Origin of the sequence: Salinarchaeum laminariae (genome assembly GCF_023204835.1) — an archaeon.
Lineage (GTDB): Archaea > Halobacteriota > Halobacteria > Halobacteriales > Salinarchaeaceae > Salinarchaeum > Salinarchaeum laminariae.
Genome location: NZ_CP096270.1, coordinates 3,139,541 through 3,161,115, shown reverse-complemented (window position 1 = coordinate 3,161,115; position 21,575 = coordinate 3,139,541). Strand labels below are relative to the sequence as shown.

At 66.9% G+C, this 21,575-nt stretch carries 19 protein-coding genes; 7 read left to right on the top strand and 12 right to left on the bottom strand.

The genetic code is table 11. The features are described 5' to 3' along the window. Positions 1-6: 6 nt before the first annotated feature. From MXF70_RS15110 to MXF70_RS15075, 8 genes are all read right to left on the bottom strand, one after another. Positions 7-1,065, bottom strand: coding sequence for a 50S ribosomal protein L10 (locus MXF70_RS15110; protein ID WP_248516535.1), 1,059 nt, complete (start codon positions 1,063-1,065; stop codon positions 7-9). Next, the gene (locus tag MXF70_RS15105; protein ID WP_248516534.1) at positions 1,066-1,704 is read right to left on the bottom strand and encodes a 50S ribosomal protein L1; all 639 of its coding nucleotides are present in this window, start codon (positions 1,702-1,704) and stop codon (positions 1,066-1,068) included. A 267-nt stretch (positions 1,705-1,971) separates the two neighbouring features. Next, positions 1,972-2,256 (bottom strand): DUF7545 family protein, encoded by a 285-nt coding sequence (locus MXF70_RS15100; protein ID WP_248516533.1) that lies wholly within the window; start codon positions 2,254-2,256, stop codon positions 1,972-1,974. 106 nt (positions 2,257-2,362) lie between these two features. Further along, a complete protein-coding gene (locus MXF70_RS15095; protein WP_248516532.1) occupies positions 2,363-5,122 on the bottom strand; it encodes a PAS domain S-box protein in 2,760 nt (919 codons plus the stop codon). Further along, positions 5,123-5,458 (bottom strand): hypothetical protein, encoded by a 336-nt coding sequence (locus tag MXF70_RS15090; protein ID WP_248516531.1) that lies wholly within the window; start codon positions 5,456-5,458, stop codon positions 5,123-5,125. Positions 5,459-5,544: 86 nt separating this feature from the next. Further along, positions 5,545-6,552 carry an LLM class flavin-dependent oxidoreductase gene (locus MXF70_RS15085; RefSeq protein WP_248516530.1) on the bottom strand — a complete coding sequence of 336 codons (1,008 nt, stop codon included), beginning with the start codon at positions 6,550-6,552 and terminating at the stop codon, positions 5,545-5,547. Between the two features lie 195 nt (positions 6,553-6,747). Continuing rightward, complete coding sequence (locus tag MXF70_RS15080) at positions 6,748-7,443, bottom strand: DUF2391 domain-containing protein (protein WP_248516529.1); 696 nt, start codon at positions 7,441-7,443, stop codon at positions 6,748-6,750. A 70-nt stretch (positions 7,444-7,513) separates the two neighbouring features. Further along, positions 7,514-9,361, bottom strand: a complete 1,848-nt coding sequence (locus MXF70_RS15075) for an SLC13 family permease (protein WP_248516528.1) — start codon at positions 9,359-9,361, stop codon at positions 7,514-7,516. A gap of 76 nt (positions 9,362-9,437) precedes the next feature. On the opposite strand from MXF70_RS15075, the gene surE reads away from it, so the two are divergent. Continuing rightward, on the top strand, positions 9,438-10,274 hold the full coding sequence (gene surE, locus MXF70_RS15070; RefSeq protein ID WP_248516527.1) for a 5'/3'-nucleotidase SurE: 837 nt from the start codon (positions 9,438-9,440) through the stop codon (positions 10,272-10,274). Positions 10,275-10,309: 35 nt separating this feature from the next. Here surE and meaB read toward each other — a convergent pair whose 3' ends face one another. Both meaB and MXF70_RS15060 read right to left on the bottom strand, forming a co-directional pair. After that, positions 10,310-11,455 carry a methylmalonyl Co-A mutase-associated GTPase MeaB gene (meaB, locus tag MXF70_RS15065; protein ID WP_248516526.1) on the bottom strand — a complete coding sequence of 382 codons (1,146 nt, stop codon included), beginning with the start codon at positions 11,453-11,455 and terminating at the stop codon, positions 10,310-10,312. A 13-nt stretch (positions 11,456-11,468) separates the two neighbouring features. Then, entirely contained in the window at positions 11,469-11,888 is a 420-nt protein-coding gene (locus tag MXF70_RS15060; RefSeq protein ID WP_248516525.1) for a cobalamin B12-binding domain-containing protein, read from the bottom strand. 221 nt (positions 11,889-12,109) lie between these two features. Here MXF70_RS15060 and MXF70_RS15055 point away from each other — a divergent pair, with 221 nt between their 5' ends. From MXF70_RS15055 to MXF70_RS15030, 6 genes are all read left to right on the top strand, one after another. Next, a complete protein-coding gene (locus MXF70_RS15055) occupies positions 12,110-12,721 on the top strand; it encodes a DUF420 domain-containing protein (RefSeq protein ID WP_259370370.1) in 612 nt (203 codons plus the stop codon). Between the two features lie 306 nt (positions 12,722-13,027). Then, positions 13,028-14,077 (top strand): metal ABC transporter substrate-binding protein, encoded by a 1,050-nt coding sequence (locus MXF70_RS15050; RefSeq protein ID WP_248516524.1) that lies wholly within the window; start codon positions 13,028-13,030, stop codon positions 14,075-14,077. After that, positions 14,074-14,823 carry a metal ABC transporter ATP-binding protein gene (locus tag MXF70_RS15045; RefSeq protein WP_248516523.1) on the top strand — a complete coding sequence of 250 codons (750 nt, stop codon included), beginning with the start codon at positions 14,074-14,076 and terminating at the stop codon, positions 14,821-14,823. Before MXF70_RS15050 ends, MXF70_RS15045 begins: the two co-directional genes overlap by 4 nt. After that, complete coding sequence (locus tag MXF70_RS15040) at positions 14,820-15,716, top strand: metal ABC transporter permease (protein ID WP_248516522.1); 897 nt, start codon at positions 14,820-14,822, stop codon at positions 15,714-15,716. The genes MXF70_RS15045 and MXF70_RS15040 overlap by 4 nt, the downstream gene beginning before the upstream one ends. 107 nt (positions 15,717-15,823) lie before the next feature. Continuing rightward, positions 15,824-18,037: an acetate--CoA ligase family protein gene (locus tag MXF70_RS15035; protein WP_248516521.1), complete on the top strand. Its 2,214-nt coding sequence runs from the start codon at positions 15,824-15,826 to the stop codon at positions 18,035-18,037. Beyond that, complete coding sequence (locus MXF70_RS15030; RefSeq protein WP_248516520.1) at positions 18,034-19,107, top strand: phosphotransacetylase family protein; 1,074 nt, start codon at positions 18,034-18,036, stop codon at positions 19,105-19,107. Before MXF70_RS15035 ends, MXF70_RS15030 begins: the two co-directional genes overlap by 4 nt. Positions 19,108-19,129: 22 nt before the next feature. On the opposite strand, the gene MXF70_RS15025 is transcribed toward MXF70_RS15030, so the two are convergent. Together MXF70_RS15025 and MXF70_RS15020 are read right to left on the bottom strand one after the other, a co-directional pair. Beyond that, entirely contained in the window at positions 19,130-20,401 is a 1,272-nt protein-coding gene (locus tag MXF70_RS15025) for an MFS transporter (protein WP_248516519.1), read from the bottom strand. A 112-nt stretch (positions 20,402-20,513) separates the two neighbouring features. Continuing rightward, entirely contained in the window at positions 20,514-21,500 is a 987-nt protein-coding gene (locus MXF70_RS15020; protein WP_248516518.1) for a cellulase family glycosylhydrolase, read from the bottom strand. Positions 21,501-21,575 lie beyond the last annotated feature (75 nt).

The window sequence follows — 21,575 nt, the reverse complement described above, 5'->3', positions numbered from 1 at the left end:
TGTGAATCACCCGAACATGTCGCCGAGGCCTTCTGCGCCGGCATTGTCGCCGTCGTCATCGTCGGCATCGGCGTCCGCTTGGTCGTCGGCCTGTTCGTCCTCGACATCGTCGGACTCGTCGTCGCCCTCGTCCTCAGCATCGGCGGCCTCGTCGGCTGCCGGCTGTGCGGGGGCCTCGACGTCCTGGAGGTCCTCCGGGAGCGCGTCCGGATCGTCGACCTGAGCGACGAGCGCGCGAACCTGCGCGTCCGCCTTGCTCACGAGGTCGTCTGCGAGATCCGGGCTCTCGATGGAGGCCTGCAGACCGAGGCTCTTGGCCTCGCCCTGCGCCTTCGCGATGAGCGTGCCCGCGGTCGTCGCCGTCGGGTAGTTGGCGTTGACCGAGAGATTGCGAGCGCGTGCGGCTGCGGTCGCCACGTCGTCGCGATACTCGTCGACGTCGATCTCCAGCTCCTCGGGCTCGAAGAGGACGCCGTCTGCGACGACGCCACGAAGGTCGAGGCCGACCTCCTTGGGTTCGAGTCCGAGCTCTGAGAGAACGTTTGCGAGGTCGTCGGAGACTTCCTCTCCCGCCTCACAGACGAGGCTGTCCTCCGTCACGTGGATGGAGCCCTCCTGGATCCGCGCGGCTGCGCCGACCGTCTGGAGCTCTCCGACGAACGGTCCCGGATCGATCCCGGTGTCCTGCTCCTCGATGACGATGTCGTTGGGAGCGACCTCGCCCGCACCGATGGGCGCGGGCGTCTTCGAGGCTTCCAGCTGCTGGTAGAGCCCGAAGGGGTTCTCGTTCGTCATGATGAGGCCGACCTGTCCGGTCACGTGACCAGTGAGCTGGTCGAGACCGCGATCGGACTCCTCGAGTGCACGGCGCAGGAGCGTGTTCCGGCTGACCCGGAGCTCTGCGGTGCCGTGGAGGCCACGACGCATGTCCTGGAGCTGCCGGCTCGGAATGCCAGCGATGTCCACGACGCCGACGCTCTCGAAGTTCTCGAGCAGGTCGGTGATGGCGTCGACCTCTTCGCGCTTCCACTGGGGAATCGTCTCGGTGCGATGTTCGGCGCTCATCTACACCACCTCCTCTGCGGGACCCATCGTCGTCTTCACGAAGACCGTGTCGACGTTCTGGGGACCCTTCTCCAGGTCCGCGTAGAGTCGCCGGAGGATCACGTCGATGTTGTCGGCGATCTCCTCGGCGGACATCTCTTCGGCGCCGACCAGCGCGTGGAACGTGCGCCGGTCGCCGCTGCGGAGCTGGACGGTGTTTTTCATCCGTTCGACGACTTCGACGACGTCGTCGTCCGGACCGAGCGGGGTCGGCATCTTGCCGCGTGGCCCCAGGATCGTCCCGAGGTAGCGCCCGACGTCCTGCATGAGCGCCTCCTCTGCGACGAAGAAGTCGGTGTTGCCAGCGAGGTCCTTCGCCGCGTCGTCGTCATCGCCGAGGTCAGCGAGGTCGTCGCCGGAGAGGACGTCGTCGGCGACGTCCTCGGCTCGGACTGCGGTCTCACCTTCTGCAATGACGGCGATGGTCGTCTCCTGGCCGGTACCGGCAGGAAGGACGATACTCTCGTCGACACGATTCGACGGGTCGTTCAAGTCGAGGTCGCGCAGATTGATCGCGAGGTCGACCGACTCGGTAAAGTTCCGGTCGGGCGACTCCTCGAGTGCGCGAGAAACTGCTAGTTCGATCTCCTGATCTGCCATTGTTCACCTCCGTAGTGCGCCTTAGGCTCCTACGGATCAGTGAAACAGGCCAAGCCTGTCTCGTCGGAAACGATGGTCATGGGCTATAAAAAGTCGTCGAAGCAGCCCACGAGGAGCCCGCTACCGCCCGTCGAATCGAGCGGCGTCGACCCCGAATCCGGTGCGCTGTGGTACCGGATACCGGTCGGATCGTCGGTGGTCAATTGCGGTTTCGAACGACCGCGACCGCGGGCGTCGTCGGTCGTGATCGGTTGCAGTGAACGACGTTCAGTGGTCGTGACCGGCCATCTCCTGGAACGTCTGCCCGAACCGCTCCTCGAAGGCCTCCTCGAGCAGCTCGTTGGCCTCCTTGACGGCCTCCTGGGGCGCCTCCTCGGCGTGGAAGACGCGGCTGTGCATCTGCTGGGCGAGGCCGAGCAGAACCAGGTCACCGGCCATCTCGGTCGGTGATTCGTCGTCGCCGAGCGCCTCGATGGCGGCGACTGGAACGTCGATCTCTTCGGATTCGTGCTCGGAGTCGGACTCGATGGTCAGCGTGTACGTGTCGGCCATGGACGATACTCCCCGCCGAGACCCTTGAAGCCTCTCTTTCACTGCCAGAGCGACGATCGATCCCTAACTGCTACCCACTGCCGATCCCTCGCTTCGCTGGCGTCCGTCAGTCGTCGCTCTCGATCGACCGGAAGGAGAGCGTCACCCGTGCGCCGTCTGCCGTCGGATCGAAGGACACCGTCCCGCCACTGGCTGCCGTCGCGTGCGTGACCAGCCAGAGGCCGAGCCCGCTGCCGTGCTGGAGCGGCGTGATTTCGCCGTCTTCCAACACGTTTCGCTCGGCTTCGGGAATGCCCGGACCGTCGTCGGCGACGGTGAGATCCGCCCCGTCGTCGGTGGCCCGAAGATCGACGGTGACCGTCGGGCTATCGCCCGCGTGCTGGAGCGCGTTGCCGACGAGCTCCTCGACTGCTCGCTCGATGGCACCGGACCCGAGGACGGGGCAGGACTCCGGCGCGTCGAGCTCGATCGTCGCGTCGGGATGGGTTTGGCGGACCCGCTCGACGACAGCCCGAACGATCGACGCCGCGTCGACGTTGCCGAGCTCCCGCTGCTCGGCGTCGATGACCCGGCTGATGCGCTTTGCCTTCTGACTCATCGAGAGCAGATCGCGCGCGGTCTCGTCGAGGGTCGCCAGAAGCTCGGCTTCCTGCACGTCGTCCTCGGCCCGCGCGTCCTCCAGCTGATCGATTCCGGCGAGCAACACGTTTACCTCGTTGCGAACGTTGTGCCGGAGAAGCCGCTGGAGCACCTCGAGATGGCGCTCGCGTTCCTTCTGCTCGGTGATGTCGGTGTAGATGCCGAAACCCCGCGTGACTCCGTCGGTCGCCTCGTAGGGGACTCCTCGGAAGAGGAACTCTCTGCGGCCGTACTGGGTATCTCGCTCGACCTCCGCGTGGTTCACTGTCCCGGTCGCGGTCTGTTGATCGAGTTCGCGAGCGCGCTCCATGTGGTCGTCGGGAACGATCACGTCGTTGAGTCGCTCACCGGCAATTTCCCATTCCTCGAACCCGAAGGTTTCCTCGAACGCGTCGTTGATCGATTCGACGACGGCTTCCTCCTCGAAATGTCCCTCAACGACCGGGTCGGGGATGTTCTCGAAGAGATACTCGAATCGGTCTTCCTGGGAGTCGAGCTGTTCGCGGACCGCGACGAGGTCGCTGATGTCGTTGACCGCGCCGACGACCCCTCGGAACTCCTCGCTTGGCAGCAGGCTGTAGGTAATCTCGACGGGGATTTCTTTGCCGTCCTCGCCTGCCAGGTCGATCTGCTGGGTCCGGGTCGCGTCGGGTGGTTCCTCCAGTAGTTCCCGTATGAGTTCGGCTCCCTCGGCTTCGGACTCGTCGTCGACGAGATCCCCGACGTTCATCCCGATGACTTCGTCGCGATCGTAGCCGAGCCGCTCGGCAAGCACCGGCGTACAGTGCAACATGTTCCCCGCCTCGTCGTGGACGTACACCATGTCGTCGACGGTCTCGAAGACGGTCTCGAGGCGTTCGAGTTCGTGGGTGCGCTCGACCCGGTCGAGCACCCGCGCGACGTTGGTCGCGAGCAGTCGCGCGAGCTGCACGTCGGACTCGTCGAACGCGCCGGGCCCCGGCGTCGCGATCATGAGCGTCCCGGCGTCCTCTATCGGGACGTGGAGTCTGCTCGTCGCCGGGAGTCCGCTGGCGGCCTCCGCCTCGGTACTGTCTCGGCGGACGACGGTGTCGGTCTCGAACGCTTCGAGCGAGCCGTCGCCAGCCGAGGGTGTCGGGAGCTCCCCACCGGTCAGCGTCGCCGCGGCGTCGGTCCAGGCGACCGGCTCCAGCCCCGATGGCGAATCGTCGCCCTCGAGGAAGCAGACGACGAACTGATGGCCGAGAATGTCCGCGGCGGCGTCCACGGCCTGCTGGGCGACTGCGGCGGGGCTCCGGGCGTCGAGCATCTCCCGCATCGTCCCGTGAATCGCCTCGATTCGCTCGACGCGATCGATGCGATCCAGCGCCGCACTTGCGTTCGCTGCCAGTAGCTCTCCGACGTTGCGATCGCCGCTGCCGAAGGCGTCCGGCTCCATCGCGCCGAAACTCACGACGCCGTGGTCGCCAAGCGGCAGGACGAGCGCCGACTGGACCGAGTCGATTCCCGCTTCCGATAACATCTCCTGATCGAGTTCGAGCGGACGATTCTCCTCGATCGCCGGGGTAACGACGCTGTCCTCCAGCGTCACCACCGGCAACAGCCCGAGGACCTCTTCGGCCCGGTCGGAGCTCGCGACCTGCCGGAGCGTCGTCCTGTCGTCGCCGAACAGCCGGACGCTCACGATATCGTAGCCGAGCGCCCGTTCCGCAGTCTCGATGGCGGTCGTGGCGACGGTCTGGACGTCGTCGGCGTCCATGAACGCCTGCGCACACTCGAGGAGGGCCTCGATCCGTTCGTCGCGGGTGTTCCCCTGCTGGTCCTGTCTGTCGGTGCCGCCTGCTCCCACGATCGAGCCGTTGGACTCGGCGCCGACGCCGTCGAGACCGTCGAGCCGATTCGCGATCCGCGGTCCGTCGCGCTCGCCGGTCGTCAGCACCCGATCGGTGGCACCTGCTTCGAGTGCAGCGCCGGCCCGACCGGCCGATTCCGCCGGAGCCGCGTACAGGATCGGTAGCTTCGGTGCAGCGGCGCCCATCGCCTCGATTGTCTCGACGTCGCCAACCCCTTCACAGACCAGCGAACAGTCGGCCGCGGTCGCCAGATCGACGGCGGACTGTTCCAGCGTCGTTCCGCCGTCGGGTTCGGGGGCCTGCTCGTATGCGCCGACCTCGATCGAAAAGCCACGGTCTTCGAGGGCCGCAATCGTCGTCCCCGAAACCGTTCCAACCAGCAGTAGCGTCGGCATTCAGTCTAACCGAAGGTGGGAGGGACCGGACAAGTGAGTTGTGGCCAGATGGAACGGCCGATGTCCCCGTTCCCCGGCTGCACGGCGGCCGTTCGGCACTCTCTTCTCACCGTTTCTCCCACTCACTCTCCTTTCTTCTCTTCTTCGTTCCTCCGCCCCTCCTCTCTTCTCATCTTCCTTCCTTCTCATCTTCCTCTCTCCACCCTCCTTTCTCCACCCTCCTTTCTCCACCCTCTCTCTTCCCGTCGTCTTCCCTCCACTCCTCCCCGGATCCGTATTCCTGCTCCCCGTTTCTGATTCTTCGACTCTCTGCCGGTCTCTGATTCTCGGACTCACCGAATCCTGTCTCTGTAGCTCTCTGCTAGAATAGGGGACCCAGGAATCGTCGACACCCGCTGGTCGTTGGGATCGGTCAGTTCGCGTTAGAAGGAGGGCATCACGTCGTCGGCGACGAACTCGGCGAAGCGCTCCTGATCGGGGCTGTGGCTCTGATAGACGATGTGCTCGAACCCGCAGTCGACGTACGTCTCCGTGACGTCGATGATGTCCTGGGGATCGTCGGTCACGATGTAGGCGTCGGTCAGCGCCTCCTCGCTGACCTCGTCTTCGCCGGCCTGCTGGATGACGCGCGGGTCGGCGACATCGTCGGTGTAGAACCGATCGACGAGAGTGCCTCGCCACGGGAGCGCGGGCTCGAGTGCGGCGTCGTACTCGTCGTCCAGCGAGACGTGGATGTGGATCGTCTTCTCGACGTCGTCGAAGGACTCGTTTCGCTCGGACTTCTGGACGCCGTTCTCGAGCTGGGCGAAGATGGTGTCGTGGATGAACTCCGGATCCTCGTAGACGGTGATGAGGCCGTCGCCGAGGTCCCCGGCCATCCGCGCCGCGGTCGGGCCGCTGGCGGCGATGTGGATCGGCGGCGCCTCGTCGGGACCGGTGTAGAGGTTGGCCTCGTCGGTCTGGTAGTAGGTGCCATCGAACGTGACGAACTCCTCTTCGAATAGCCGACGAATCAGCCGGATGGCCTCGGCGGTTCGCTTGGCTCGCTCGCCGTAGTCCGGCAGGGGGTTCCCCAGCGGCGACTCGTTGAGTGCCTCGCCGGTCCCGACGCCGAGGAACACGCGGTCGGGGTAGAGTTCCTCCAGCGTCGCGAGCCGGTGGGCGACGTTCGCCGGATGGTACCGCCGGAGCAGGGCGCTGACGCCCGTTCCGATCTCCATGTCCTCCGTCCGATCGAGCGCGATGGGCATCCACGACCAGCAGTTGCCGCAGTTTGCGGGCTCTCCACCCGCCTTCGTGTGGAACCAGGGGTGGAAGTGGTCGTTGACCGTGATCGAGTCGAACCCGTTCGCGTACGCGATATCCACCTGATCGAGGCACTCTTGCGGGGAGAACTCCTCGAGGGAGGCGAACCAGCCGAACTTCGTCATGCCGGAGAATTTCCGGTCGACGGGCATAACTCTTGAGTCACCGGTTCGACCGGCCGCCGTCCGTGACGGCGGAGTGTCGACCGGCCGTCGGCCGTCGCCAGCGCCCGATGGCCGGCCCAGTCCGGTTGCTGGCCGGGGGCTGACGCCCGTTCGTGATCGTCGGAAACGGTCTGGCCGTCACTGGCGCCGCCGTCTCTACTCCTCGGGTTTGACGATGTCGTCGAGGTTCTGGATCGTGATGTCGTACCCTGCGCTCTCGCCGGGCAGGATGTCACCGAGTGCGGCACCGAACGCCGCCGCGGTCCAGACCACCACGATCCGCGCGAGCACCTCGAAATCGGAGGGGTCCCCGACGCGGTGGCGGCCCCAGAGAAAGACGAGCCCGGTCGCGGTCAGGAACGAGGCGGTTAGCACGCCCACCAGCCGGCGGGGGACGATCCCGAAGATCGGATTCGAGATCTTGACCTCTCGGATGTCCGCCCAGTAGAGCAAGCCGATGCTCATTACGACGACGAAGACGACGTTGATCGCGAAGAAGATGGGGACGCCGAACATCCACCTGTCCGTGAGGTAGGCGGCCACGTCGAAGACGCCGTCCTCGACGAGCATCGGCATCGAGATGAGGATCGCGCCCACGACCGCTTCGGCGACGTCCCGGGTCGTGTACTTCTGGATGTGGCCGCTGAGGAAGCCGCTCCCAGGGATCCGTTCGGCGAGGCTGATCGTCGACTGAACCTGCTCGAGTTCCTGCTCGGAGTCGACGGTCTCTTCGAGCTCCTCAAGCTGTCCGAGGAGCGCCTCGACGTCGGGGTCACGGGCGGGGCCAGGCGGCGTTTCAGCACCGCTCGAATCACCCGCATTTGCCGATCCGCTCCCCTCGCTATCGCTCATTCGGCGGAAGATGCGGGGGCCGCGGCATAAACGCACCGCCCGGGCCCGCTCGCACGCCAGCGACGGGGACTCAGACGCCCCAGAACGCCCAGATTCCGACCGTCGTCACGACGGAGAGCAGGAGCTGCAACGGTGCGCCCACGCGAAGGAAGTCCGTGAATTTGTAGCCGCCGGGCCCGTAGACCATGAGATTCGTCTGGTAGCCGATCGGCGTCATGAACGCCGTCGCGCCGGCGAAGGTCACCGCGAGCAGGAAGGCGAAGGGGCTCGCACCGAGCTGGAGCGCCGTGTCGACCGCGACCGGGAGCATGAGGACCACTGTCGCGACCGGCGTGATGACGTTCGCGAGCGTGCTCGTCACGACGTAGAACAGGTAGAGGACGGCGAGGGCGGGGAGCACCTCACCGCTCGTCGCGAGTGCGTCCGCGATCGCAGTCGCCCCGCCGGTGCGCTCCATCGCGAGTCCGAGCGGGATGACGCCGGCTAGCAGGAAGATGACGTTCCAGGAGACCGCGTCGTAGGCGTCGGACGGTGAGAGACAGCCCGTCGCGAGCATCGCGAAGACGCCGCCGAGCGCCGTGATCACGACGGGCGCCGGCGTCGCCGCTGCAGCGAACACGACGACGAGCACGATCGAGAGCGCCAGCGGCGTTCGGGAGGTCAGCGGCGCCACGGAGTCGGGATCGGTGGCGTCCCGCGCTTCCAGCACGCGCTCGTCCACGAGCCAGAGCTCCGGACTGTCGGCGAAATACTCGATCGTCTCCGGCGTCGTTCGCAGGAGCAGGTGATCGCCGGGCTGGAGTTCTATCTCGGCGAGATCCGTACGATAGAGGACGCCCTCTCGGCGCACGGCCAGCACGCTCGTCCGGTGGAACCGTTCGAGCCCGGTATCGCCCCACGTCTCGCCGACGAACTCGGAGTTCTCTGGGACGATCGCGGTCGCCAGGGTGTACGCGGTCGGCGCCTCGTCGAACGTCGCCGCAGTCACGTCCTCGCGATGGAGGTGTCGGAGGTCGTTGGTCTCGCGGAAGCGATTGATCGCCTGGAGCGTACCGTGGACGATCAGCCGGTCGTCGGGTCGCACGGTCGCGTCGCCGTCCGGCAACGCGTACACCTCGCCGTCGCGGCGAAGCTGCAGGAGTGCGATCTCTGTGTCGACCGTCTCGGCAATGTCGTCGACGGACCGCCCCACGAGCGGTGACTCCGCACGGACGACGACCCGTCCGAGGTGGTCCTCCATGTCGAATCGCTCGAGCGGGTCGGCGTCGACGGGGACGCGAGCCGGCGTGAGCGCCCGGCCGATCGTCAGGAGGTAGGCGATCCCGACCACGAGCACGACGATCCCCAGCGGCGTGAACTCGAACATCCCGATCCCGTCGCGACCGGGGATCAACGCGCCGGCGACGTCGCTCGCGAGGATGTTCGTGGCGGTTCCGATCAGCGTCAACGTTCCGCCAAGAATCGCGGCGTAGGACAGCGGCAGCAGGAGCTTCGAGGGCGAGACGTCGGCGTCGCGCGCGAGGTCCTGCACAAGCGGGATGAACACCGCCACGACGGGCGTGTTGTTGACGACGCCCGCGATCGGGCCGGTCGTGCAGACCGTGGCGAGGAGCGCCCGGTCCGGATCGCCACGGGTGAACGACGCGAGCCTGACGCCAAGATGCTCGACGATCCCGGTCTGTTGCACGCCGGCACTGAGCATGTACATCGCGACGATGGTGATCGTCGCCGGGTTCGAGAAGCCGGAGATCGCCTCCGTCGGGGTCAGCCCCACCCACGGCTCGGCGAGTGCGATCGCGACGACGATCCCGATCGCGGTCACGTCGCTGGGGAACGTCTCGGAGACGAACAGCACGAGCGCGACCCCGATCAGTGCGAACACGAGGAGAGCACCGGTCGAGAGTCCCGCGACAGCCATGGAGTGGCCGATGGAGGGGTGCCGCTTGAGTGTTGGCCTCCGGAGTCCTTTTCGCTCCCCGGTCACTGGTGCGACCATGGACGAGCAGCCCGAGATCCTCCTCACGAACGACGACGGGATCGACGCTCCCGGGCTGGCGGCGCTCGACGCCGGCCTCTCGACGGTCGCCGACGTGACGGTGGTCGCGCCCGCGACCGACCAGAGCAAGGTCGGCAGGCAGACCTCTACCGACGTCGTCATAGAGAAACGAAATGGCGGTATCGCACTCACGGGTACCCCGGCTGACTGCGTGATCGCCGGCCTACAGGAGTTCTGTCCCGATCCCGACCTCGTCGTCGCTGGCTGCAACCGCGGCGCGAATCTCGGCGGCTACGTGCTCGGTCGCTCCGGCACCGTCAGCGCTGCCGTCGAGGCCGCCTTCCACGGCGTGCCGTCGATCGCCTCCTCGCTGTACGTCCCCGTCGACGACGTCGCCTTCGAGGACGCGGAGGTCGAGGAGCGGGACTTCCGCGAGGCCGTCCGTGCGACGTGCTTTCTGGTCGAACACGCGCTCGACGCCGGCGTCTTCGACCACGCCGACTATCTCAACGTCAACGCGCCCGTTCCCAACGGCCACCTCGCCGCGACCGAATCGGTCGACGTGCAACAGCCGGCTACAGCCCCGGCACCGATGCGGATCACCTCGCCTTCGCATCGCTACGAGATGGACGCGATCCGCGACGGCGACCAGCTCCGCCTCCACGATCGGATCTGGGAGCTGATGGCCGAGGGTGATCTCGAGGAGTCACCCGGAACCGATCGCCACGCCGTCCTCGACGGTGCGGTGAGCGTCTCGCCGCTGACGGCGCCCCACACCACGGAGCACCACGAGGCCCTAGACGGGCTCGCGGCGGCCTACCCGCCGGAGCAGTAGCTCGGCGTCCTGATCCTTCGAAAAACGTCGCCCCGTCAGTCCCGATTGTCGGCAACGCAGTCCCGGATCGGATCGAGCAGCTCGTCCGCGACCGCGTAGGGATTCGTCTCCCGGCGGTGAACGTCCGCAGCGAGCCCCTCGATGCCGCCGCGGTCCTCGATCTCCGCTTCGAGCAGCGTGCCGAGGTCCTCCCGGAGGAGCGTCCGTATCTCCTCGGCGTAACGCGATCGTGCGCGGTCTTCGAGTGCCCCGCTGTCGGCGAGATACGTGCGGTGGTCGTCGAACGCCTCGATCACGGCGTCGACGCCCTCGCCGTGGGTCGCGACGGTCTCGACGACGGGCGTGCGCCACTCCTCGGGATCGGCGTCCGCTGATTCGTCGTGGCTCTCCTCGGTGTCGGACTGCGAGTCTTCGACCTCATCGGCGCCGTGGTGACCCGTCCGGACGATCGGATCGACGTCCCGTTCGAGCTGGAGCATCTCGGTCAGCTCCTGGACGGTCCGGTTCGCGCCGTCGAGATCGGCCTTGTTGACGACGAAACAGTCCGCGATCTCGAGGATTCCGGCCTTGAGCATCTGCACGTCGTCGCCAGCGCCGGGCTGGACCAGCACCGCGACGGTGTCGGCGGTCCGCACCACGTCGATCTCGTTCTGGCCAGCACCAACGGTCTCGATGATGATCCGGTCCTTGCCGAAGGCGTCCAGTGCTCGAACGGCATCGGCGGTGGCGGCGGCCAACCCGCCGAGTGCGCCCCGTGCCGACATCGACCGTACGAACACGTCCATGTCGCCGACCGTCGAGCCCATTCGGATTCGGTCGCCGAGCACTGCGCCGCCAGTAAAGGGCGACGCCGGGTCGACGGCGATCACGCCGACGGTCTCGCCGCGATCGCGGTACTCGAGTGCGAGCTTGTCGACGAGGGTTGATTTCCCGGTGCCGGGGCTGCCGGTGATCCCGACGACGCTCGCGTCGCCGGTATGTTCGTGAAGCTCCCCGACGAGCTGGCGATAGCCCGGCGTGCGATCCTCGATGTAGGTGATCGCCCGCGCGAGCGCACGATGCTCGCCTGCGAGGAGATTCTCGACGAGCGCGTCCACGTCGAACTCCGGCTCCGCTGTGGCAACTGTGGACCCCGGCGGTTCGCGACCCGGCTCGACCTCACCAGCTGACTTCTCGGTCATCGTCCGTCCCCGGTCATCGTCGATCTCGGACGTTCTCGCGTACGAACTCGATCGTGGTCTCCAGCTCCGTCCCGGGGCCGAACACCTCGGCGACGCCGAGCTCCTCGAGCTCCGCCTTGTCGTCATCGGGAATCACGCCGCCGACGATGAGCAGCGTGTCGTCCATCGCGCCGTACTCCTCGAGCCCCTCGATGACCTTCGGAACGAGCGTGCCGTGCGCGCCCGAGAGAATCGAGATGCCGAGGACGTCGACGTCCTCCTGGACCGCCGCCTGAACGATCTCGTCCGGGGCGTTGTGCAGACCCGAGTAGATGACCTCGAAGCCGGCGTCGCGGAATGCTCGCGCGATGACGTGCGCGCCACGATCGTGGCCGTCGAGACCCACTTTCGCGACGAGACAGCGAATCGTCCGTTGCTCCCCCTCGACGCTCATACCCCGATTTCGTGGGGCTCGCGTTTCACTTTAACGGGGATTTCCATGATGGATCGTGGTCGGAGGGGTGCATCGGCGGCCAGCTTCGTCCATTCGATCGCGTGCGTCGCCGATTTGTCGCCCAACTGTCTCCGATCTCTCGCCGATCGTTCCCCGTGGCTGTGGGGGTCCCGTTTCCGCGAAGCGGAACGGCCAACTGTGCGGCACCCAATCTATCGCCAATGGCCGAATCGTCGACGCCGATGCTGGGCGACGGTCCGTCGTGGCTCAAGGACAACGTTGCGGCGGTGACTGCCGTGCTGACCGTCGTCGGGTACGTCGCAGTGATCGGGACCTTCGAGGGGCTGTTTCCGGTCTACCCGAACATCGGACGGAACGGCGTCGATCTGCTCGGGCACGCGATCGCCGTCGTCAATCTCGCGGCGACCGTCTGCCTGATCGCGGGCTGGCGCTACGTCAAGCAGGGCAAGATCGACGCCCACGCGAAATCGATGACCGCGGCGTTCGGGCTCATCCTCCTCTTCTTGCTGCTCTACCTCCCGAAAGTCGGGGGCGGTGGCGAGAAACGCCTCGTCGAGTCCGTCCCAGATCCGATCGCGCTGGGCTACTTCGTCATGCTTGCGATCCACATCATTCTCTCCGCAGTCGCGATGCCGGTCGTCGTGTACGCCTTTCTGTTGGGCATCTCTCATACGCCCGCGGAGCTTCGGGAGTCGCTGCACCCCCGGATCGGCCGGATCGCCGCGGCGTCGTGGATCCTCAGCCTCGTGCTGGGCGTGGTGACCTATCTCATCCTCAACCACGTCTACAGCTACGAGTTCACGCCGGTCTGAGGCGATTCCGTCGGGCATCCTCGTTTCTGCCCTTCTCGCCGTCGAATTCCTTCCGTTTCTTCTCCTGTCTCCTCTCCTGCTTCCTTTCCTGTTTCTTCTCCGTTCGCCCACTCAGACGCGGGCCTGATCTCACGGATAGTTTCGATAGCAACGGTGACCAGCTCGCCTGTCAGCAGTATCTGCTCTCGATCTGTTGCTGGCGGTAGAGGGCGCGTTTAATATCGTCTACCACTCTGTTGGCAGGGATTATTAATCTGGGTCTACAGAATAATAACTTTCTTGTGGGCCCGACACCGATCACCGTCTATGCAGCCCACGAGACGACAGCTCCTCGGTATCACCGGCACGATTGCGACGGGCGCCGTCGCTGGATGCGTCGACCTCGGTCTGGGTTCGTCCAGCAACGCAGGCACGCAAACGTCCTTCTACCTGCTGTACGACCTTGCTCGGCAGGTCGAGGGCGACAGTGCCGACGTCGACAGCGTGGTCCCATTCGGGCAGCACGGTCACGGCTGGGACGGTCCCACCGCTGGACAGCAGAGCGATATCTACGGTGCCGACCTGTTCGTTTACATGGCGGAGGGGTTCCAGCCCTGGGCCGACGACGTGGTCGACACGATCGAGTCCGACGGCGAGGACGTTCAGCCCGTCGCCGCCCGCGAGGGTATCGAACTGATTCCCTTCGGAGACCACGAGACTGCCCACGATCACGAAGAGAGTAGCGACCACGACGGACACAGCCACGGATCCGATGCGGGAGACGATCACGAGGGAGGAGAGGGCCACGACCAGGAGGGGGAGACGGACCACGACCACGGTGAGATGGACCCACACTTCTGGCTCGATCCGCGCAGGACGAAGCACGCTGTCGAGACCATCCGCGACGGGTACGTCGCAGTCGACCCCGACAACGAAGACGAGTATCACGACCGGACGGAGTCCTACCTCGCGGAGCTCGACGAGCTACACCACGAGTTCGAGAACGCCCTCGCGGACACGCAGCGCGAGGCCGTCCTCGTCGCCGGACACAACGCCTTCGGCTACCTCGGGTCGACCTACGGGTTCGACGTCCACGCAATGACTGGGATCTCGCCCGACGAGGGCGTTAGCGCCGCCGCACGCCGGGAGGCCGAGGATCTCATTCAGGAACACGACATCGAGCACGTCCTGCACCCGGTGCTGGAACCCCGCGAGCACGCGGAGCAGCTCGTTGCCGACACCTCGGCGGAAGCGGTGCTCGACGTCACGGCAATTTCCGGCGTCACCGACGAGTGGGCGACGGAGGAGGTTGGCTATCTCGAGCTCATGCGGGAGGTCAATCTTCCCACACTCAGAACTGCACTCGGTGGGCAATGACGGTACTCGACGTCGCGAACGTCACTTTCGGCTACACCGAGGTCGACGTCCTCGAAAACGTCTCCCTGACCCTCGACGACGGCGAGTTTCTCGGTCTCGTCGGCCCGAACGGCTCCGGCAAGAGCACCTTGCTCTCGATCGCGCTCGGGCTGCGTCGCCCCGACAGCGGCACGGCGACCTTGTTCGGCGAGCCCGCTCACGCGTTCGACGACGGCCACAGAATCGGGTTCGTTGGGCAGGGCGTTGCCAGCAACGACCGCTCGGTGCCGATCACCGTCGAGGAGATCGTTCGGCTCGGGCGCTTTCCCCACGCAGGCTTCGGGCGATTCGGTCCGGCGGACCACGAGGCCGTCGACCGTGCGATGGAGACCACGGGCGTGGCGGAGCTCGCGGACCGGCGGATTCAGTCGCTCTCCGGTGGGCAACGCCAGCGAGCGTTCATCGCCCGCGCCCTGGCGGGAGAGGCGGACCTCCTCGCACTCGACGAGCCGACGGTCGGCGTCGACGCCGAGTCGCGCGAGGAGTTCTACAGCCTGTTGAACGGCCTCTCCGCGGACGGCGTCGCGATCCTCCTCATCGAGCACGACATCGGGGTCGTCACCGAGCACGCCGACACCGTCGCGTGTGTGAACTGCACGATACACTACCACGGCGATCCCAGCGGCTTCGGCGCCGACGTCCTCGCTGACGCTTATGGCACCGCCCAGCAGGTCGTCCACCACGACCACTGCCCCGATCACGCATGACCGGACTGCTCCAGGCCGTAGTGGTCGACGCCGCGACGCCGGCAGTGCTCGGCGTCTATCGGGAGATGCTCGGCTTCGAGTTCATGCAGCGTGCGCTGCTCGCCGGTCTACTCGTTGGAATCCTCGCGCCGCTCGTTGGATCGTTCCTCGTCCACCGCCGGATGGCGTTCATCGGCGACACGCTCGCCCACGTCGCCTTCGCCGGCGTGGCTGCGGGGCTCTTCGCGCGGTCGGCGCTCGGATACTCCCAGGAGTTCCTCCCCTTCCTGACTGCGCTCGTCGTCGCAGCGCTTGCTGCGGTGCTCATTCAGGCGATGGCCGATTACGCTGACGTGTACAACGACGTCTCGATGGCGATCGTGCTCTCGGGCGGATTCGCGATCGGGACTGTGCTGGTGAGTCTCAGTGGCGGCATCGCAGTCAGCATCAACCAGTACCTGTTCGGCGGCGTGACTCGGTTAAGCTGGACCGACGTCTACGTCCTCGCCGGACTGACGGTGCTGGTCGTCGGTATCGTCGTGGCCTCCTACAAGCAGCTCCTCTACAGCACGATCGACGAACGGGCCGCTCGGGTCGCACGAATGGACGTGGACAGGACGAACTACCTGCTGGTCGTGCTCGCGGCACTCGTGATCGTCGGTGCGATGCAGGTTCTCGGCGTCATCCTCGTCGCCGCGATGCTCGTCGTCCCGGTCGCCGCTGCGGGGCAGATCGCACCCACGTTTCGATCGTCGATTCTGATCGCGATCGTGATCGCGCAGCTCTCGACCGTCTCCGGGATCACGTTCTCCTACACCAACGACCTGGCAGCCTCGGGGAGCATGGTGCTCGTCGCGATCGGGCTGTACGTGATCGCGGTCATATTTGGCCGGCGGTTTCGGATCGGCCAGTAGGAGTACGAGCACCCACCGATCGATGGCGTCGGCGGCTCGGATCCGTTCCCACGCGGTGGGGCTCCACCCTGCATTTAAGCACTCTCGCGACCGAGTTTCGATCACTGATGGGACGCCTATCGGAACTGTTCGCGCCGTCGGCGATCGCCATCGTCGGCGCGACGGACCGCGAGGGCTCCGTCGGCCGGGCGATCGTCGAGAACCTCCAGGCGGACTTCGGGGGAGAGATCGTCGCCGTGAATCCCTACAGGGGGACCGTGCTCGGTCTGGACTGCTACGACGACCTCGCGTCGGCGCCACGCGTCGACCTGGCCGTCGTCGTGGTTCCGCCCGACGCCGCGATCGACACCGTTCGATCCGCGGGGGAGGTCGGAATTCAGAACGTCGTGGTGATCACCGCTGGCTTCGGCGAGACGGGCAGCGAGGGTGCCACGCGCGAGCAGGAGCTCCAGGCCGTCGCCGACGAGTACGACCTCAACGTCGTCGGGCCGAACAGCCTCGGAATTATGAGTACCCCAGTCGGGATGAACGCCACCTTCGGCCCCGACAACGCGCTCTCGGGGTCGATCTCCTTTATGAGCCAGTCGGGCGCGTTCGTCACCGCCGTCCTCGACTGGGCCATCCAGCAGGAGATCGGATTCAAGGACGTCGTCTCGCTGGGGAACAAGGCAGTCCTCGACGAGACGGATTTCGTCCGGGCGTGGGGCGAGGACGACGACACCGACGTCATCGTCGGCTACCTCGAGGGCTTCGACCGCGGCCGGGAGTTCATCGAGGCAGCCAGAGCGGCGAGCGACGATACGCCGATCGTGCTCGTCAAGTCCGGCCGGACGGAGGCCGGGGCCCAGGCTGCCTCCTCCCACACCGGGACGATGGCTGGCAGTGAGGCGGCCTACGAGGCCGGACTCGACCAGGCCGGCGTGCTCCGGGTCGACACCGTCCAGGAACTGTTCGACGCCGCGCGAGCGCTCTCCGGGCTCCCGCCCCTGCCCGAGGACGACGTGGCGGTCGTCACGAACGCCGGCGGCCCCGGCGTGATGGCGACGGACGCCGTCGGCGACTCGTCGCTCACTCTGGCCTCCTTCACCGACCAGACGCTGGAGTCCTTCGCCGAACTCCTGCCGGAGGAGGCGACCGGCTACAATCCCGTCGACGTGATCGGCGACGCGGACGTCGATCGGTTCCGGGGCGCGCTGGATATCGCGCTGAACGATTCGGGCGTCGGGGCCGCGATCGTCCTCGCGGCGCCGACGGCCGTCCTCGATTACGAGGAGCTCGCCGACGCCGTCGGCGAACTGCAGGCCGAGTACGACAAACCCGTCGTCGGCGCGTTCATGGGTGGGGAGAGCGCTGATCGCGGCGCCGCGGCTCTGCGCGAGCACGGCATCCCGAACTACTTCGATCCCGCTCGCGCCGTCGACAGCCTCGAAGCGCTCTCGCGATACCGCGAGATCTCCGAGCGCACCTACCCCGACCCCGAGACGTTCGAGGACGTCGACCGCGAGCGTGCTCGCGAGATTCTCGGGCGCGTCGAGGGGCGGTCGGACAACCGTCTGGGCGTCGAGGCGATGGATCTGCTCGACGCGTACGGGATCCCGACGCCCGCTGGCGAGGTCGTCGATTCGCCGGCGGACGCCGAGCGGATCGCCGAGTCGATCGAGGGCGACGTCGTAATGAAGATCGTCAGCCCGGATATTCTTCACAAGTCCGACATCGGGGGCGTCCGGGTCGGCGTCGCCGACGAGGACGTGCGTGACGCCTACGGGGATCTCGTCGCGCGAGCGCACAACTACCAGCCCGACGCGGACGTCCTCGGCGTCCAGGTCCAGGCGATGGTCGACCTCGACGATGCGACGGAGACGATCATCGGCGCGAACCGGGATCCGCAGTTCGGGCCACTGCTGCTGTTCGGCCTCGGCGGCATCTTCGTCGAGGTGCTCGAGGACACCTCGCTGCGCGTCGGGCCGATTTCCGAACGCGAAGCCCGTGCGATGGTCGACGAGATCAAGGCCGCACCGCTGCTTCGGGGCGCCCGCGGCCGCGAGCCGGCCGACGTCGACGCCGTCGTCGAGGCGCTCCAGCGCCTCTCCCAGCTGGTCTGGGAGTTCCCGGCGATCCTCGAACTCGACGTGAATCCGCTCGTCGCCGGTCCCGACGGTGCGAGCGCGATCGACGTCCGACTCACCGTCGATCCGGACCGGCTCGATGAGACGCCCAGAGCCGGCACCCCTGGATCGACGGCGGACTCCAGTGCATCGCCAGACGACTCCACTGCGACCCCGGCGGCCCCGACGGACACCACCTCCCCTACAGACCAATGAGCGACGACACCCTACTCGTCACGGCGCTCGCGGACGGCACCGGCAAGACGGCGATCACGATCGCGCTCGGGCTCCACGCCCGCGACCGCGACGAGGCCGTCGGCTACATGAAACCCAAGGGCACCCGCCTGCGCAGCCGCGTGGGCAAGACCCTCGACGAGGATCCGATGCTGGCCCGCGAGCTGCTGGACTTCGAAGCCGAGATGCACGAGATGGAGCCCGTCGTCTACTCGCCGACGTTCGTCGAGCAGGCGGTGCGCGGGCAGGCCGATGCGGCGGATCTCCGCGCCCAGGTCGAGGAGCACTTTGGCAACCTCGCCGCCGATGCCGACCGGATGTTCCTCGAGGGCGGTGGCACCCTCACCACGGGTGGCATCGTCGATCTGACCGACGCCGACGTCGCGGAGTACGTCGACGCCGACGTGCTCGTCATCGCGGGCTACGACGACCCCGGCGATCTCGACGACGTGCTCGCTGCCGTGGACACCGTCGGCCAGGATCGCCTTCGCGGCGTCCTGTTCAACGCCGTCGACGACACTGCGTTCGACGGGCTCGAAGAGGACGCCGTGCCCTTCCTCGAGGAACGCGACGTCCCCGTACTGGGGGCGATCCCCCGCGTGCAGGAGCTCGCGGGCGTGACCGTCGGCGACCTCGCCGACGAACTCGGTGCGCGCGTGCTGACGAATGCCCCGACGGACGACTACGTCGAGCGGTTCTCCGTCGGTGCGATGGGCGCTGACTCCGCACTTCGGCACTTCCGGCGGACCCGCGACGCGGCGGTCATCACCGGCGGTGACCGCTCGGACGTCCAGACGGCCGCGCTCGAGGCACCGGGCGTCAACTGCCTGATCCTGACCGGCGGCCACCGCCCCTCCAGCGCGGTCGTCGGCGCGGCCGAGGAGAAGGGCGTCCCGATCGTGCTCGTACAGACGGATACGCTCACGACGATCGATCGAGCGGAGGAAGTCGTCAGTGGCGGCCGGACGCGCGATCCCGAGGCCGTCAAGCGGATGCAGGGGCTGCTCGGCGATCACGCCGACGTCGGTGCGATTCTCGGCGACGGCGCGTAGATCGCTACCTCGCCACCCGTCTTTATCGATCACTTCTCCACAGAGAAGCGGCCAGTACCAACGCAGCGGCCAGCGCGACGAGCAGCAGGGCGAAGGCCGCTCGGAAGCTCGCACTGTCGGCGACGATACCGACGACGGCCGGTGAGACTGCTGCGGCGCCCATCAGCGCTGTGCGGACTGCGCCGAGACCGCCGCCGGCCAGCGCTTCGGGCAGGATCGATTCGAGGTGAGCCGCTCTGACCGGCCGGAAGCCGTGACTCCCGATTCCGAACGCAGCGACCACGACGGCCGTACCCATCGGAACCCCAGCGATCTCCGGGCCGACGTCGGGGACCAGAACGAGTGCCACGAGCGCCACCGTCGCGAGTCCGATCGTCGCCAGGATCACCGAGAGCCGCCCGACCCGATCGCTGAGCTCGCCGGTTCCAAGCTGGACGACGCTGACGGCGAAGAGCAGTCCGTAGAGCAGGCTCGCGGTCGTCGTCGACGCGCCGGCCACGCGGGCCAGATAGAGGGGAAGGAAGGCGACGACGCCGCTGTAGGCGAAGGAAAAGCAGAGCGTCAGCGCGACGAAGCCGGCGACGCCGGGATCGCGGAACGGCGCGGCGTAGGCGGCGAGCCCAGGTCCATGAGCGGTTCCGTCGGCGGGTTCGGTGCTCGTCCCGTCGGAAGGATGGTCGTCCGAGGGATCGCCAGCCGCGCTGTCGGCTCCGTGGAGATGCCGTGGGACCCGGACCGCGGTGGCTCCCGCAAGCAGGACGGCGACGCCGCCCCCGACGAGAAAGAGCGCGCGCCAATCTCCGACGCTCGAGGCGAGCAGCATGGCGACGATCGCGGGCGCCAGAACGCCGCCGAACGTCCCGAAGGTGTCGTGAACGCCGAGCGCCCGCCCGCTCCGGGCGGGGTAGACTCTGGTGAGCAGCCCGATTGCGACGGTTTTGTGCGCGCCGGTGCCCAGCCCGAGGAAGATCATCGCGCCGACGAGTGCGAGAAACGGCCCCGAGACGACGACCGCGAACGCTCCGACCGCCGCAATGAGGGCGCCGGCAACGAGCACGCGGACGGGACCGATCCGATCCGCGAGCACGCCGGAGGGGAACTGCACCGCAGCGTAAACCAGCATGAACGCGGTGAACGCTGACCCGAGCGCTGCCGTCGAGACGTCGTACTCCGCTCCCAGCGTCTCGAGGAGCGGCGGGAAGGCGTAGCGCAACAGCTTCGCGAGAAACCAGAGCAGCGAGGCCAGTAGTAGGGCGTCGTACCGGCCGATGGTCCGGCGGGTCGTCGTGTTCATGGAACGTCGGTGTCGGCGGCGTGCGTCTGTTCGGCCCGAACCGTGGCCGCCGCTTGGGCGTTCCGCTTTCGGCGATCCGATCGACGCCACGGGTGGCGAGGCTGGTCGCGGTTCAGCAGTAGTCGTTGAACACGCCGTGATGTGAGCGAAGCGAGCCGTCCCGATCGACGAAGGACATGTTCCCGGCGTCGTAGATCGGCCCGTACCCTTCGCGGTGACCGTCGGCGACCAGCGTGTTGTGGAGCAGGTGGGCGGTGAAGCCGATATTTCGGTCGTCGAGTGCGGAGAGTTCGACGTCGAGGATCTTCGCGCGCTTCTCGTCGTCGAGTGCGCCCCATCCAGTCTCCGTAGCGAGCAGGGGCTTCTCGACGGCGTTCGCGAAGCCGACGATCTCGTCGAGCGTCTCCCCGAGGCCCTCCGGCGTGTCGCCCCGGTTCCAGGCGTAGTAGGGATGCGTCGAGAGCACCTCGGCGATCGGCTCGAACAGCTCGACGGCGACGGGGTTCCCCATCGTGCCGACGGTCGTCGGCGCGGTCGGGTCGTGTGAGAGCACCTGCTCGTAGACCTGCTCGAGGAACCGGTAGACGACGAGCGATCGGTCGACCTCGAGATCGGCCAGGCCGTCGCGATTCTGCACGGAGAGCAGTGGTTCGTTACAGAGGTCCCACAACAGGACGTGCTCGTGGTCTGCGTACTCGCCGAGGATCCTGTCGACGTAGGGCTCGAACGCCTCCCGGTACAGCGCCCCATCGGACCACTCCCGGAGCGACTGGGGATGGAGCCCGCCGAGTTGCGGATAGCTGCTCCAGCCGTTGAACAACGTGACGATGAACTCGACGTCGTAGTCGGCGCCCATGTCGAGCACCTCGCCGACGCGCTCGGGCATCCGGTCGGGGAAGCGGAGATAGGCGTCGTGTGAGAGCCAGAGACGAACCGTGTTCATGCCGGGGAAGTGCTGTGTGCCGATCCAGAGCTCCTTCCGCATGAGGCTCGGCTGGAAGTCGGTGCCCCAGATCTCGAGTCCGTGGCTCGCGTGGCTGGGCTGGTAGTTGAACCCACGAACGTGTGCGTAGTCGGTGTTCTTGAGCGTGGTGACCATCGGCGAATCAGTACGTGGTGATCGACGGGCTCTGGGATAACTCTCCGACCTGCGGCAACGTCTCAGTGAACCGGT